This window comes from Oceanobacillus picturae (assembly GCF_000612865.1).
Classification (GTDB): Bacteria; Bacillota; Bacilli; order Bacillales; family Amphibacillaceae; genus Oceanobacillus_B; species Oceanobacillus_B jordanicus.
On record NZ_CCAX010000001.1, the window covers coordinates 1,631,631 to 1,645,021 of the forward strand.

Genomic DNA, 13,391 nt, shown 5'->3' on the forward strand with positions numbered 1-13,391 from the left:
TGCAAGTATAAATGACATGTAGCACTAGAGCTAAGGCAAGCAAACTCTTCGTTTTAACCCATCTGTGAACGTAGGTATGCATCAATAAATGGATCGATTTCGCCATCCATAACCGCCTGCGTATTCCCCATTTCGGTATTTGTACGATGGTCCTTTACCATAGAGTATGGGTGGAACACATAAGAACGAATCTGACTTCCCCAACCAATTTCCTTTTGTTCTCCACGAATTTCAGCTAATTCTTGTTGTTGCTTTTCAATTTCCAGTTGATACAATTTAGACTTTAACATCTTCATTGCAGCTTCCCTATTTTTAATTTGCGATCGCTCATTTTGACAGGTGACGATAACATTTGTAGGTACATGTGTAATACGAACAGCCGAGTCTGTCGTGTTGACATGCTGGCCACCTGCACCACTTGCTCTGTACGTGTCCACCTTAAGATCTTCTGTTCTAATATCGATATCCACATCATCTGACATTTCTGGCATAATATCACAGGAAGCAAAAGAGGTATGTCGTCGACCAGAAGAATCAAATGGTGATATTCTAACAAGTCGATGAACCCCTTTTTCTGCCTTCAAATAACCGTAGGCATTATGGCCTTTAATTAGAAGGGTAACACTTTTGACTCCAGCTTCTTCCCCTGCAAGATAATCGAGCATTTCCACTTTGAAATCTTTTGCTTCGGCCCAGCGTTGATACATTCGCAACAACATGCTTGCCCAATCCTGGGATTCTGTTCCCCCTGCACCTGGATGCAACTCTAAAATAGCATTGTTTGCGTCATATGGCTCACTTAAAAGCATCAACAATTCAAACTCATTTATATCGGAGATAATTTCTGTCATCTCTCCTGATAACTCCTGAAAAAGCTCTTGATCATTTTCCTCTTTTACAAGCTCATACGATACTTCCAGGTTCTCAATTCTTTCCTCTAATGCTTCAAAGTTTTCCGAATAGCTTTTCAATCCATTTACTTCGTTTATTACTTTTTGAGCAGCTTCCTGATCATTCCAAAATCCTGGATCAGCCATTTCTAGTTCAAGCTCTTGGATACGTGCCTTTTTATTATCTAGGTCAAAGAGACCCCCTAAAGTTCTCTATTCGGGTATTTAATTTATCTAATTCATTTCTTATTTCCGCTAATTCCATGTTCTTCACCTCTGTTAGTAATATGTAGGAAAACACTCCCTATACAAAGAGAGTGTTTTCCGTTTTAACTTCCGTGGCAATTTTTATATTTTTTCCCGCTTCCACATGGACAAGGATCATTTCTTCCTACATCCTGTTTTTTTATAAATGGTTTACGGCTTTTCTTTTTCTCCTCTTGGTTTCCGGAGACAGCTTGCGTATTCTTGACAACTTCTTGGCGTTGTAAGTTATCTCTAATCTGTGCTTTCATAATATATTTCGCAACTTCTTCTTCAATGTTCTCAATCATGACCTCAAACATGGCGAACCCTTCAAGCTGATACTCGCGAAGTGGATCGTTTTGTCCGTATGCCCGTAAGTGAATTCCTTGACGAAGCTGATCCATTTGGTCAATGTGATCGGTCCACTTAGTATCAACGGTACGCAGAAGAATTACTTTTTCGAATTCACGCATTTGCTCTTCTGTTAATTCTTCTTCTTTTTCATCATAGCGGCTACGGACTTTATCCATAATTAATGCGTTTATCTCTTCTGGTTCTTTTCCACTTAAGTCATTTTCTGTGATATCTTCTGGTGGAAGAAGGTTACCTTCCACAAATTCAACGATAGATTTTAAATCCCACTTATCTTCATCATCGTCCTGTGTGTGTGTCGCAACGACGCGATCCAATGTAGAAACGATCATTTTTTCAATGATGTCACGTAATTCTTTGCCGTCTGACTCAATCACATCAAAACGCTGTTTATATATAATTTCGCGTTGCTCACGTAACACATCATCATAAGAAAGGACTGTTTTCCGTGCGTCAAAGTTATTTCCTTCAACCCGCTTCTGCGCTGATTCAACTGCACGGGATACCATCTTACTTTCGATCGGCTGGCTATCATCCATACCGAGACGCTCCATCATGGATTTTAAGTTATCAGAGCCGAAGCGACGCATTAATTCATCTTCCATAGAAAGATAAAATTGCGACATACCTGGGTCACCTTGACGACCTGAACGTCCACGAAGCTGGTTATCAATACGTCTTGATTCATGACGCTCTGTACCAACTACAGCTAGTCCGCCTAAATCTTTAACACCGTCACCCAGTTTAATATCTGTACCACGTCCAGCCATGTTGGTGGCGATTGTTACAGCACCCTTTTGACCAGCATTTTCAATGATTTCGGCCTCTCTAAAGTGGTTCTTCGCGTTTAACACATTATGGCGAACTCCAGCCCTTTTCAACATTTGGGAGATTAATTCAGATGTCTCTACAGCAACCGTACCAACAAGGACAGGCTGACCTGTCTCATGTTTTTCTTTGATTGACTCTACTACAGCCTGGAATTTACCTTCCATCGACTTATAAATCAGATCAGCACGATCATCTCGCACTATTTCTCTATTGGTTGGGATCGCAATAACATCCATATTGTAGATGTTTCTAAATTCTTCTTCCTCGGTTTTAGCTGTTCCTGTCATACCAGACAACTTATTGTACATCCGGAAGAAGTTTTGGAACGTAATCGAAGCGAGCGTCATGCTCTCATTCTGAATTTGAAGCCCTTCTTTAGCTTCAATCGCTTGGTGTAAGCCATCACTATAACGGCGTCCTTTCATAAGGCGTCCGGTAAACTGATCGACAATCACCACTTCATCTTCTTGTACCACATAATCTGCATCTCGGTGCATCGATACATGCGCCTTTAGTGCTTGGTTTATATGATGTGTTAAGGATACATTGTCAAGGTCGTATAAATTCTCAATGTTGAAATACTTTTCAGCTTTTGTAATACCGTCTTCTGTAAGTTGTACACCTTTGGTTTTTTCATCATACGTATAATCGGTTTCTTTAGATAGGTTACTAACAAAGCCATCTGCCCGCTGATAAAGAGAGGCGGACTTTTTCGAAGAACCCGAAATGATAAGTGGTGTTCTTGCTTCATCAATTAAAATCGAGTCCACTTCATCAATAATGGCGAAATTCAATGGGCGCTGAACCATTTGTTCTTTGTAAAGGACCATGTTATCACGCAGATAATCGAAGCCAAACTCATTGTTTGTTCCATACGTTATATCGCTATAATATGCTTCACGCTTTTGTTCTTTTGTAAGCCCATTGCCATTAAGGCCCACTGTCAATCCTAAAAATGAGTATAGTTCCCCCATTTCTTTCGCATCACGGTCTGCTAAGTATTCATTGACCGTAATAATATGAACGCCTTTTCCAGAGATTGCATTGAGATATGCAGGCATGGTAGAGGCAAGGGTTTTCCCTTCCCCTGTTTTCATTTCTGAAATATTCCCCTCATGCAAGGTCATCGCGCCCATTAGCTGTGTCTGGAAAGGACGCATTCCAAGAACGCGTTTTGCTCCTTCACGTACTACTGCATATGCTTCAACCAATAAATCATCAAGCGTTTCCCCTTGTTCAAAACGCTGTTTAAATTCTTCTGTTTTTAATTTTAAACCATCGTCAGTCAATTTTTCTATTTCAGGCTCCAAGGCCTCTATTTGATCTACTTTTTTTTGTAATCGATTAATTTGTTTTTGGTTACCATCACCAAAAATCTTCTTAATTAATCCAGCCATAGCAAACGCTCCTCAATTTCAACATTTCATTTGAAAAATAGTATATAGTCCACAATTAATAATAACACTATATAAAGAAAGATGACAACTGCTTGCCCAACTGATGAACGCATGGTTCTCGAAAATTGTGATTCGTTATGTTGCGAGTTTAGTCATGATATAAAGTGAAACTTCAATTAGTGGGGGTTTTCATTCTTTCCCCACCGCTAACGGGTTTACCTCATTTATTGAAGTGGGAGTCTTATGGACTTGTTGCACCGGGATAAAAATGGAAAGAGCAGTCCGGGGATGAACTGCTCTTTGCTTTGAGGGATGTTGAGGTTACATTGTTGGAAGGCAATTTATCTTGCGTGGGAATTTAGGATGTTCCAGTTAATGAATCTTGTCTGGCAGATATGTCTGTTACTCTTCGATTAGTTGCTGCAATAATTTCTACCAGCTGCGTGATCGTCTCTTCTTGTTGTTGTACTTTTTTTGATAAAGTCACTAATAATCTTCGTTCTTTTTCACTCATATCACACCTCCTGGTTCCATTGACTCATTTATATCACGACATAGGACTTTTTGGCTAATTCCCATTTTCTGTTTTTGGCTATCCATTCGACAAAAATTAAGAGAGAAATGTTGTTATTCGACAAGCATTTTGAATAAACAAGGCTGTTTTTGAAGAAAATTCACATCTGAAATTTAATTTTGGTAAACCGATCTACATTTTTCGACATCGATGTTGAAGGAATGTAAAAAAGGCGACCCCATTGCTTGTCAGGGGTCGCCTTCGATTTTAATTTATATTTTTAAGCATTCGGTTCAATCAAGCCATAGCGTCCATCTTTTCTTCGATACACGACATTGGTTTCACCCGAAACATCATTTGTGAATACATAAAATGCGTGTCCGAGCATGTCCATTTGTAATACTGCTTCTTCAGAATCCATCGGCTTAAGGTTAAATCGTTTCGTTCTTACAATCTCAATATCTGGAGTTTCTTCTTCAACCGCAACACTTGCGGCATCTTTCTCCAAATCTGCGAAGACGTGCTTTGCTGCACCATGTTGTCTTGTTTTGCGATTTACTTTTGTTTTATACTTACGAATTTGTCTTTCTAGCTTATCGACAACCAAGTCAATGGCAGCATACAGGTCGATGTGTTGAACTTCCCCGCGTAATAATAGGTTTGTCATTGGAATCGTAACCTCTATTCGCTGCTCATCATTATAGACACTTAAATTGACATGTACATCCGATATTGGCGTTGAATCAAAATACCTCTCTAGTTTACTGATCTTCTTCTCTACATATTCTCTTATCGAGCCAGTCACCTCTAGATTTTCACCACGAATGTTAAATTTCATTAAAGTGTCCTCCTTTCATCTTCTACCTATATTATACTATGTTTCCCACGAAAATTCCTGCATAAACCTAGTTAGAGTTTAAGGTTAACGTGCTTTTATGTGAATTTTCTGTACGAAAGCCTGCTACAACGCTTTACAAAGCCTTCACATACTTTACAAACTTTTTAGAGATGATAGCTAATTTGTTAATGAAATCTTTACAAACAACTTGAATAACGAGCCAAAGTATAAAAAAACACGAAGCAACTTTTCGCTTCGTGTTTTTTAGGTTGGTTGAGGTTTACGATTAGTTTCTGCTGTCCATAAATCTTCCATCTCGAGCCCTAACTTTTTCATAGGGATTGGTATATGTTCGGTTTGATTTCTTTTGTTTCTTAACTTGCTTCATTTCCAATTTAAGGTCACGGAAAAGGTTCTCCATTTTCCCCTCGATTGTCCGATTCTTTTCTACAACGATTTGTCCGAGTTTCTTTTCTTCAACGGAGAAAGGAGCAACAATGTTCTCCATCTGCTCGCCCCGTAGTTCCACTAACTGGTTAACTTGCTCTATAATTTCTTCTCTGTTTTTTGCTGTCGTCTCCTGACTCAGTACTTTTTCAAGTCTTATGGTGGCATCGTATACTGGCTTTAGACGATTCATTACACTTGTGCGCCCTGTGTATAAGTAGTCTGTCGGCTTTTTTGCAGGACCTGCTTCCATGTATCTCGGAAATCTACGGTTAGGTCAAGGACTTCTTGCAAGATTGCTGGGTCATTTTTTATATTCGCTTCTTTAAGCTGAAAATGCATGTATTCATATAAAGGAAGAATTTGCTGAGAAATTTCGACCTTTTGATCTAATGTGATCATCAGTTCTTGTATGATGTTTTGTGCTTTTTGGATATTGGTATTTTTTTGTTCAAAATCATTGTTTTCAATATTCCTGCTCGCTTGCTTAATGAATTTAATACATCCATTATAAAGCATGAGCGTTAATTCTCCGCCAGATGCTGTATTCACTGCGTTGTTCTTGTACGCCTGGTACTGCTTAGTCGACAATACACTCACTCCTCTGTTGGTATTCCACTTTACATCGTGCCCCCGCCAAATTGCGACATTAATTGAGCAGACTGGTTATTCATTCGGGAAATAGCCTTTTCCATCGCAGTAAATTGATTCCAGTATCGTGTCTCAACTTGGGTTAACCTGTCTTCAAAATCAGATATCCGTGTATTTAAATCCTTCATCCGTTTACCAAGAGTATAACTTTCTAATGTCGTACTAGTAGCTTTCCCAGCTCTTTCCCCTATGGTATTCATTGTCCGATCTAGTGAATCTTCTAATCGATTGATTATACCCCGATCAGATCCCTCACTACTATTAGCAAAAAGCTTTTGAACATCTGCAGGGTTCTCTTGCAAGGCAGCTCTAAGATCATCTTCCTTTACAATTAACTTCCCACCATCCATGTAATTAGAGGAAGTAGTGATGCCAATTTGTGTTAAGGATTTATATTCTCCACTTGTTTCAACTGAAGAATACCAGCTTTGACGCATATCAAATAGCCCTGACGTTAAGGAAGTTTCCCCTCGGAGAATACCGCTTTTCGCTTTTTCTTCCCAACGTTCTATTTCATCCTCTGACATTTCTTCTTTCTGTTCTTCTGTAAGTGGTGGGTAGTCTCGGTATTTTTCTTCTTTTTGAGCATCGTTTATCATTTCAACCACTTCGTTGTATTTATCAACGAACTTCATGATCTTTTCAACCGAAGCATCCACATCATTGGTTACCGTTAGCTTGGCAGATTTACCATCTGTAGTATCCGTGAAGTTAAATGTCATTCCGTTTAGTTTATAGCTGTTCTCTGTGGATTCTACTTCGTGGACACCGTTATATGTAAATTTTGCGTTTTGTCCACCTTTTTCGTTTGACTGGTCCATTCTTAAAACTTTAGCAAAAAATGGGTCGTTTTCGAAAACTATTTCTGGGGCAAGGTTAACACCATCTTCATCTTTTTGGGCAGTATTGTTATAACCACCTGTACGAGTCGTTTCCATGATTACTTTATCTGTTACTTCATCATAAAAGGCGCGGACATTATTATCTTGATCCGTAATTCTTTTTAAAAGACTTTTTAATGTATCGTCTTCTTTTATATCGACTGTTTTAACATCAGGTTCTCCGTTTTCCTTATATACAGTGAATTTTAACTGATTATCAAAATCTGCTGGATCAATGCCTTGGTCTTTTAGAGTTTTAGTCGCAGACTCCAAGCGATATATACCATTTTGTTTGTCTGCATCGGATAATTCTTTTGTTAATCCACTTGTACTCACATTAATCGCATTCGTAGCAAGTTGCTCCACTCTCATCTCGAAGGACCCATTAGATGTACTTGGTGTTCCAGTTGCGGTTACTGCACCTTCCATTGAAGAAGAGATTGTTTTCGAATTGTATGTTTTACTCAATTTCATATCTAGCATTAAATTATCTAGTTCAGATAGTTTTGTATTAATTTCACGGAAGCCATCACGCTTCCACTCCAGCATTGTCTTGTCTTGTTGCATCTTATCAAGCGGCATACGCTCTGCTGCCATTAGCTTGTTTACGAGCTGGTCAATATCCATTCCTGATGCAAGTCCACCAATACGCATGTGTTTCCCTCCTATACCTTTTAGGCACTATACTTTTTCATCAATTAAAATCCCCATAAACTCTGCCATTTGGGCATACATGTCTAAAAACTTCTTTGGAGGGATCTCTTTAATTACTTCTTTCGTTTCTGAATCTACCACCGTAACGTAATATTTCTCTAATTTATCATGCAGTTCAAACTTCAAATTTGTATGTAACGGTTTCATTAAATCATTTAATGCGTTAGTAGCATTCTCTATATCTGTCTTGTCAAATTCCTTTATGGCTTTGCTGTTTTCACTGGTTCTATCTATCTCTGGAGCTGTAGCTTTGGTGTTTTCACTTGATAGAAGAGGTTGTGAGTTATTTATCACATTTTCTAAGCGCACATTCATGCAACTCCTCCACTATATTATTCAATCTTTATATCGGCTAAATCGAAATCAATATGAAGCAGAATAAGAAAACTTCTACTACTTATCCGTTTTTTTCAGAAGCTGCAGCAAGTCTTCTGAAATATTAAGTGCCTCATTATTTTGCTGTTTTGTATCTATGTAAAGCTCTTTGCGATAAATGTCTACCGATCCTGGTGCTTCAATCCCTACCTTCACTTGATCTCCTTCAATGCCGAGAATTTTAATTTCAATCTCTTCACCTATTTGAATGGACTCATTCTTTTTTCGTCTAAGTACAAGCATGTTTACTCCCCTTTCGCTTCCATTGGTGTCTCTGGAACAATTGGAGCTGTGGTAGAATATTCTTCTATCGCTACGATATATTGCTTGCCTCGTTTACTTCTCGGGTTAATGACGAGTGGAGATTTTAAGTTTAATGTGCTTTTTTGAAATGGGCTCTTTAACGTGACAATAGAAAATAATAGAACATCCTTTTCAGTCTCTATCTGCAGACTCTCCATAATGGCGTCATCCAGTTTAATCGTATAATCCGGGTAAACGGTATGCGGGCTTGTTATAACAAAAGCTACATCCTTTGTCTCAACAGATTGTAGGATTTGAAAAGCAGGATTATCCGCTAATTCTAATAATACAAACCGTTTTTCCTCTATAAAGCCAGGAATACCTGTTGCAAAATGAATCAGTTGCTGTTCCTCTACTTCCACTTCGCCTAAATACTTCGTTTGAATTCTCAAAAAAACCTTCCTTTCGTCTAATAGAAAAATATCGTATTCACATATAATATAGTGAACTATTTCAACGCCGCCCTTTATTCATCCCCACCGTGTAAATTAACAAAATCAATCTCTAATGATGGCTGCTGTTTCATTCCTGTTTCCACCTTACCTGGGGTATAGCTTATTTCCGGTTTGTTTGACTTGGCTTCGATTATAGGTGCATTGGTTTTCACTGAAATGTCTACTTGAGATGGTTGATAGCTTGTTTTCACACTAAAGGCTGATGGGATAAACGTCAGTTCGAGCGATTTCATTGACTCTTCCGAATTAGTCTTTGCTTGCGTTGTTATCGGGTTCCCGCCGTTTTCAATCTTCATCAGCTCTGTTCCCTGCCTAGCACGACGTGCTATTCCTTCTTTCACCGATGCGAGGCCTTCCTGTGCAAAACGATCATTTCGTTTAAAAATATGCATGAGGTTCATATCCTCCCATGCTTTCGTTTGATCTATTTTTAATTTGGAGGGTGTTGTCTTCATCGTCATCTCTGCCTCCGGCTGTTGAATCGTTAGGTCTGCTTTCGGTTGCCTGATCTCCTGTCTTGCCGGTGTTTGCTGTATTTGAATTTGTGCCATTTGGGACCGGATCCTGATTTGTGGTAACTTCACTTTATTCCACCACCTTATCATCTAGAATAATCACTGTTTGACATTTTATTATTTAAAAATGAAATAAACCCTGCGCCCTTTTCTGGGTCAGGGTTTATGAGAACTACCGAAGAAAATCAATTAAGGATGGTTGAATAATTTTAGAGCCAGCAGACAACGCTGCTCGATGTAAGCTCTCCTGGGTAATCAACTCCGTAATGGCTTTTTCATAATCCACATCTTCATTTTCGGCCATTGTTTGAGTGGCAACAATCTCTTGTTCACTCAATCTATTTTCAACTAGCTCTAGTCGATTCATACGTGCCCCAAGGTCCGCACGAGCATTAATGATGTTATCAATCCCACCTTGCAGACTTGATATATTTCCTTCGATCGCTTCCTGATCGTTGCTCTCAAGGTCAGCAATAAATGAATCAATGTTTGCAAATAGATCATTACCAAAAACATCTTCGGGATTTACGTTAGCTTGTAGCTTTGTCCCACCAGCCACATCAATTAAAACTGGGCTTGTACTGGAAGGGTCGAATTCGCCATCCTCATCAACAGGCGGTGTCTCTGTATCTGTCCCATTAAAAATATACTTCCCATTCACACTGGTATTCGCAATATCCATCATATGCTCTTTCAACTGTGTTACTTCATTCATGATGTTCTCACGCTCGGAAGCATCATATGTATCATTGCTTGCCTGTACAGCAAGTTCACGTAACTTCTGCATCGTTTGCGTTGCTTTATCTAGTGCGGAATCCGTATTATCCATCCAGTTATGAACTTCACTCGTATTACGTTTATATTGTTCAATTTGCTTGAGTTCTGTGCGATAGCCCATCCCTTTCATCGCAATAACCGGGTCATCGGAAGGGCGGTTTATCTTTTTACCTGTACTAACTTGATCCATCAATGTATCCATTTTTGAATAGCTAGATGTTAGGTTACGAAGCATGTTATTGGATAACATTCCTTGTGTTATACGCATTTATTTCCCCTACCTTCCTACTAATCCCATATTGTTGATAACACGATCAAGCATTTCATCAATTGTCGTCATACTTCTTGCAGCAGCACTATAAGCATGCTGGAATTTAATCATATTAGACATTTCCTCATCAAGCGAAACAGAGCTCACTGACATACGTTGATCTTCTACTTGAGAACGAAGAACATTAGCGTTTGCTGTCATTCTACTAGCTTCTTGAGATTGTACCCCCATCTCCCCAATTAAAGATTGGTAAAATGTATTAACGGAAGTATTTTTCCCGAGTGGGTCGTCGGTTAATGATGTATCATTAAATACCTCTGCTAGTTTCGAAGCATTGCCGCCATTTCCTGCATTGCCTGTTTCGTCTCCTGGGGCAGCTGCAATAAGATCAGGTTCATCTAGGATATCCTGGTTTACTATTAATCCCTCAGCTGTACCTTCAAGGCCTTCCTTAAATTTAAAGAACTCTACGCCGTCTTCACCGTCAAGATCTTTTCCTGATTGATGGACATCATTGAATGCGTCCGCAAAAGTCTTCGCCATTTTATCAAGGTCTGCCAGCATATCTGTATAAGTTCCAGTAACACCGTCTCCGCCTTCTGCCTTATAACCGTATGCATCAATTAATCCTTTGATGGAGCCATTTGATGCCATAATGGACTGACCATCAACATTTAGAGACGCGACTGCAGCAGTATCATCATCTGTGTATTCTACCTCAATTTCATTTACTGCTCCTTCATTACCTGCATTGGTACCATCAACAAGCTTGACAGCTGGATCGAGGGCTTTCCCTTTGTTATCAACAACTTCAATGCTTGCAAGTCCAGCCGCTATATCAGGAGAGCTTTTAGAACTCTTGTCATAGCTAACCTTAATGTTCATCATGCCAGAAAGCTTGTCTATTAATCTGTCCCGCTCATCATAAAGATCATTTGGAAGATAACCATGTGGTTCTAATGCACTTATCTGTGCGTTTACTCCATCGATTTGTCTTAGCAACGAGTTGGCATCACTTACAGATACATCGATTTGAGTTTTCAGGTCTGTTCGAATAGAGCTTAATGATTCAGATAAATAGTTAAATGTCTCAGCAACCGCTCGGCCCCGCTCTGCTACAACAGATCTCGCACCCGAATTTTCAGGCGTTGTTGCCAAATCCTGAAGTGATTGCCAGAAACTATCCATTGTTTTTGATAAACCACTATCTGATGGCTCGTTCATAATGCCTTCCATTCTGACATATGAATTGGAAAGCGATTCCCAATAACCCGTTTTGCTGTTCTCAGAACGGTATTGGTAGTCTAGAAAGCTATCTCTTACTCTTTCTACAGATCCAGCTTGCACACCAGTCCCTAGTTGACCAGGAATTTCAGGGCGATTCCTTGATCCAGCAGGAAATGGATTCATCGTTTCGAAATTAACTCGTTGTCTAGAGTAACCTTCTGTATTTGCATTTGAAATATTGTGACCTGTTGTATAGAGCGCTGATTGCTGGGTAAACAACGCTTGCTTGGCCATTTCCAATCCGTGAAATGTGCTCATCATCTTACTCCTTTATTCTTTATTAAGCTTTTGAATCAAATACCGATCGTTTGCCAGCAGAAGAAGCTGCCTTCCCTTCCCCATAATTCAAGTTTTTAAGAGAGGGATTCATTAAATCAAGGGAGAGCTGAACAAATTGCATAGACTGGTTAATCAATGCCTGGTTAAGTTGCTCCTGTTGTTTTAGTTTTGTGATTGCCTCCGTTAGCGAAATGGCACTGGCTTCAAGTTCGGTCTTTTCTTCCTCTTTATCCAAATGCTCCAATAAGGAAGTAATGGATGGATCGCTAATGGATGGATGGTCCTTAACAAAGGCTTCAACTGTTTGGATACGGGCAGTCTCAGCCTGCTCTAACTCACGAATCCGCTTTCTCTCTTTTACAAGGATGGCCTGTAGCTTCTCTACTTTCCCTTCCTTTATAACCTCTGTTTTTTCTCGGGAGATTTCTAGTAGAGCTTCATGAAGCTTTACTAGACTATTTAATGCTTCTTGCACTTTTTGAATTGACATGGTGTTGTCCTCCCTGTTATCCGAAAACTCTATTTACCTGACCAGAAATCGATCATTTTTTGCGCGGTCTTTTCTGGGTCGACTTTATATTCTCCAGCATCCACTGCTTTTTTTATATTTTGGATATACTCTGCACGTGCTGGATTTGTCTTTTCACTCTCTTGTAGCTGTTTTGCTTGATTAGAGATTTCCAATTGATCCTGTTTGGTTTCTTTTTTTATCTCCGTGTGTTTTTGTAGATGACTCTTATATGGATTAAAGTTCGTTTGATTAGGTCCGTTAATCTTCATGGCCTTCACACCTCTTCACTTGAATATTCTTCTCTTATAGGTTGCACTATTATAAATACCAATGGTAACATTCTCTTGTTCATTATATCGGTATTATTTAGGATTTCTAAAGTATTAATTAAGATTTATCAAATAAATAGTACGTTCTACCTGGTTCGTTTTGTTCACTTTTTTGTTCAAGTGATTTATTTTTCTCAAACCGCTCCAAATCATCCTTTAACTCTTTCGTACATTTGTCACACATTTCTCCTTGGACAATCGGTTCTCCACATTTTGCACAAGGATAGGAAAGTTGAGGGAACTGTGATGTTCTTAACCTTTTTTGTTTCACAAATTTCAGGATAAGCATCTGATCTACCCCAGTTGCTTCCACAACCTCCCGAAGTGTAGCTTCTCTATTTTTTCTTACCCGTAGAAAACTATAAACCGTTTCAAATGCTGCTTCCTCTTCTTTATAGCAGCTCTGGCATATATCCCACAGTCCTTTAACAAATACCGCATCACAGCGGGAGCAGTTTGCTAATTCAGCCATTGTACGTTCTCCTTTGTTCTATAAGTGTGTATCCAT

16 protein-coding genes are annotated in these 13,391 nt (G+C 39.2%); all 16 read right to left on the minus strand.

The window, feature by feature from the left end:
* Positions 1-53: 53 nt before the first annotated feature.
* A protein-coding gene (prfB, locus tag BN988_RS08325; RefSeq protein WP_147629694.1) for a peptide chain release factor 2 occupies positions 54-1,155 on the minus strand; the annotation gives its coding sequence in 2 pieces (ribosomal slippage) (positions 54-1,082 and positions 1,084-1,155; 1,101 coding nt in all).
* Between the two features lie 64 nt (positions 1,156-1,219).
* Positions 1,220-3,736: a preprotein translocase subunit SecA gene (gene secA / locus BN988_RS08330; RefSeq protein ID WP_036575099.1), complete on the minus strand. Its 2,517-nt coding sequence runs from the start codon at positions 3,734-3,736 to the stop codon at positions 1,220-1,222.
* 358 nt (positions 3,737-4,094) lie between these two features.
* Complete coding sequence (locus BN988_RS18845) at positions 4,095-4,250, minus strand: hypothetical protein (RefSeq protein ID WP_155988275.1); 156 nt, start codon at positions 4,248-4,250, stop codon at positions 4,095-4,097.
* Positions 4,251-4,530: 280 nt separating this feature from the next.
* Complete coding sequence (hpf, locus tag BN988_RS08335; RefSeq protein ID WP_036575101.1) at positions 4,531-5,088, minus strand: ribosome hibernation-promoting factor, HPF/YfiA family; 558 nt, start codon at positions 5,086-5,088, stop codon at positions 4,531-4,533.
* Between the two features lie 286 nt (positions 5,089-5,374).
* Positions 5,375-5,728 (minus strand): flagellar protein FliT, encoded by a 354-nt coding sequence (locus BN988_RS08340; RefSeq protein ID WP_036575102.1) that lies wholly within the window; start codon positions 5,726-5,728, stop codon positions 5,375-5,377.
* A complete protein-coding gene (gene fliS, locus BN988_RS08345; protein WP_036575104.1) occupies positions 5,728-6,126 on the minus strand; it encodes a flagellar export chaperone FliS in 399 nt (132 codons plus the stop codon). Before fliS ends, BN988_RS08340 begins: the two co-directional genes overlap by 1 nt.
* Before the next feature lie 29 nt (positions 6,127-6,155).
* Positions 6,156-7,721, minus strand: a complete 1,566-nt coding sequence (locus BN988_RS08350) for a flagellar hook-associated protein 2 (protein WP_036575106.1) — start codon at positions 7,719-7,721, stop codon at positions 6,156-6,158.
* 27 nt (positions 7,722-7,748) lie between these two features.
* Complete coding sequence (flaG, locus tag BN988_RS08355) at positions 7,749-8,096, minus strand: flagellar protein FlaG (RefSeq protein ID WP_036575109.1); 348 nt, start codon at positions 8,094-8,096, stop codon at positions 7,749-7,751.
* A 78-nt stretch (positions 8,097-8,174) separates the two neighbouring features.
* Positions 8,175-8,399 carry a carbon storage regulator CsrA gene (gene csrA, locus BN988_RS08360; RefSeq protein ID WP_036575111.1) on the minus strand — a complete coding sequence of 75 codons (225 nt, stop codon included), beginning with the start codon at positions 8,397-8,399 and terminating at the stop codon, positions 8,175-8,177.
* A 2-nt stretch (positions 8,400-8,401) separates the two neighbouring features.
* Positions 8,402-8,851 carry a flagellar assembly protein FliW gene (gene fliW / locus BN988_RS08365; protein WP_036575114.1) on the minus strand — a complete coding sequence of 150 codons (450 nt, stop codon included), beginning with the start codon at positions 8,849-8,851 and terminating at the stop codon, positions 8,402-8,404.
* A gap of 74 nt (positions 8,852-8,925) precedes the next feature.
* Complete coding sequence (locus tag BN988_RS08370; protein WP_036575116.1) at positions 8,926-9,498, minus strand: DUF6470 family protein; 573 nt, start codon at positions 9,496-9,498, stop codon at positions 8,926-8,928.
* A gap of 103 nt (positions 9,499-9,601) precedes the next feature.
* Positions 9,602-10,474 carry a flagellar hook-associated protein FlgL gene (gene flgL, locus BN988_RS08375; RefSeq protein ID WP_036575119.1) on the minus strand — a complete coding sequence of 291 codons (873 nt, stop codon included), beginning with the start codon at positions 10,472-10,474 and terminating at the stop codon, positions 9,602-9,604.
* A gap of 9 nt (positions 10,475-10,483) precedes the next feature.
* Entirely contained in the window at positions 10,484-12,022 is a 1,539-nt protein-coding gene (flgK, locus tag BN988_RS08380; protein WP_187120239.1) for a flagellar hook-associated protein FlgK, read from the minus strand.
* Between the two features lie 22 nt (positions 12,023-12,044).
* Complete coding sequence (locus BN988_RS08385) at positions 12,045-12,533, minus strand: flagellar protein FlgN (protein ID WP_036575123.1); 489 nt, start codon at positions 12,531-12,533, stop codon at positions 12,045-12,047.
* 29 nt (positions 12,534-12,562) lie between these two features.
* Positions 12,563-12,823, minus strand: a complete 261-nt coding sequence (gene flgM / locus BN988_RS08390) for a flagellar biosynthesis anti-sigma factor FlgM (protein ID WP_036575125.1) — start codon at positions 12,821-12,823, stop codon at positions 12,563-12,565.
* A gap of 118 nt (positions 12,824-12,941) precedes the next feature.
* Positions 12,942-13,355, minus strand: coding sequence for a TIGR03826 family flagellar region protein (locus tag BN988_RS08395; protein WP_036575127.1), 414 nt, complete (start codon positions 13,353-13,355; stop codon positions 12,942-12,944).
* Between the last annotated feature and the right edge of the window lie 36 nt (positions 13,356-13,391).

Excerpts from the sequence above, each read along its gene's own strand:
- csrA (WP_036575111.1), bottom strand. The coding sequence starts at position 8,399 with ATGCTTGTACTTAGACGAAAAAAGAATGAGTCCATTCAAATAGGTGAA.
- BN988_RS18845 (WP_155988275.1), bottom strand. The coding sequence starts at position 4,250 with ATGAGTGAAAAAGAACGAAGATTATTAGTGACTTTATCAAAAAAAGTA.
- BN988_RS08385 (WP_036575123.1), bottom strand. The coding sequence starts at position 12,533 with ATGTCAATTCAAAAAGTGCAAGAAGCATTAAATAGTCTAGTAAAGCTT.
- BN988_RS08395 (WP_036575127.1), bottom strand. The coding sequence starts at position 13,355 with ATGGCTGAATTAGCAAACTGCTCCCGCTGTGATGCGGTATTTGTTAAA.
- secA (WP_036575099.1), bottom strand. The coding sequence starts at position 3,736 with ATGGCTGGATTAATTAAGAAGATTTTTGGTGATGGTAACCAAAAACAA.
- flgL (WP_036575119.1), bottom strand. The coding sequence starts at position 10,474 with ATGCGTATAACACAAGGAATGTTATCCAATAACATGCTTCGTAACCTA.
- flaG (WP_036575109.1), bottom strand. The coding sequence starts at position 8,096 with ATGAATGTGCGCTTAGAAAATGTGATAAATAACTCACAACCTCTTCTA.
- flgM (WP_036575125.1), bottom strand. The coding sequence starts at position 12,823 with ATGAAGATTAACGGACCTAATCAAACGAACTTTAATCCATATAAGAGT.
- BN988_RS08340 (WP_036575102.1), bottom strand. The coding sequence starts at position 5,728 with ATGAATCGTCTAAAGCCAGTATACGATGCCACCATAAGACTTGAAAAA.
- hpf (WP_036575101.1), bottom strand. The coding sequence starts at position 5,088 with ATGAAATTTAACATTCGTGGTGAAAATCTAGAGGTGACTGGCTCGATA.
- BN988_RS08350 (WP_036575106.1), bottom strand. The coding sequence starts at position 7,721 with ATGCGTATTGGTGGACTTGCATCAGGAATGGATATTGACCAGCTCGTA.
- flgK (WP_187120239.1), bottom strand. The coding sequence starts at position 12,022 with ATGAGCACATTTCACGGATTGGAAATGGCCAAGCAAGCGTTGTTTACC.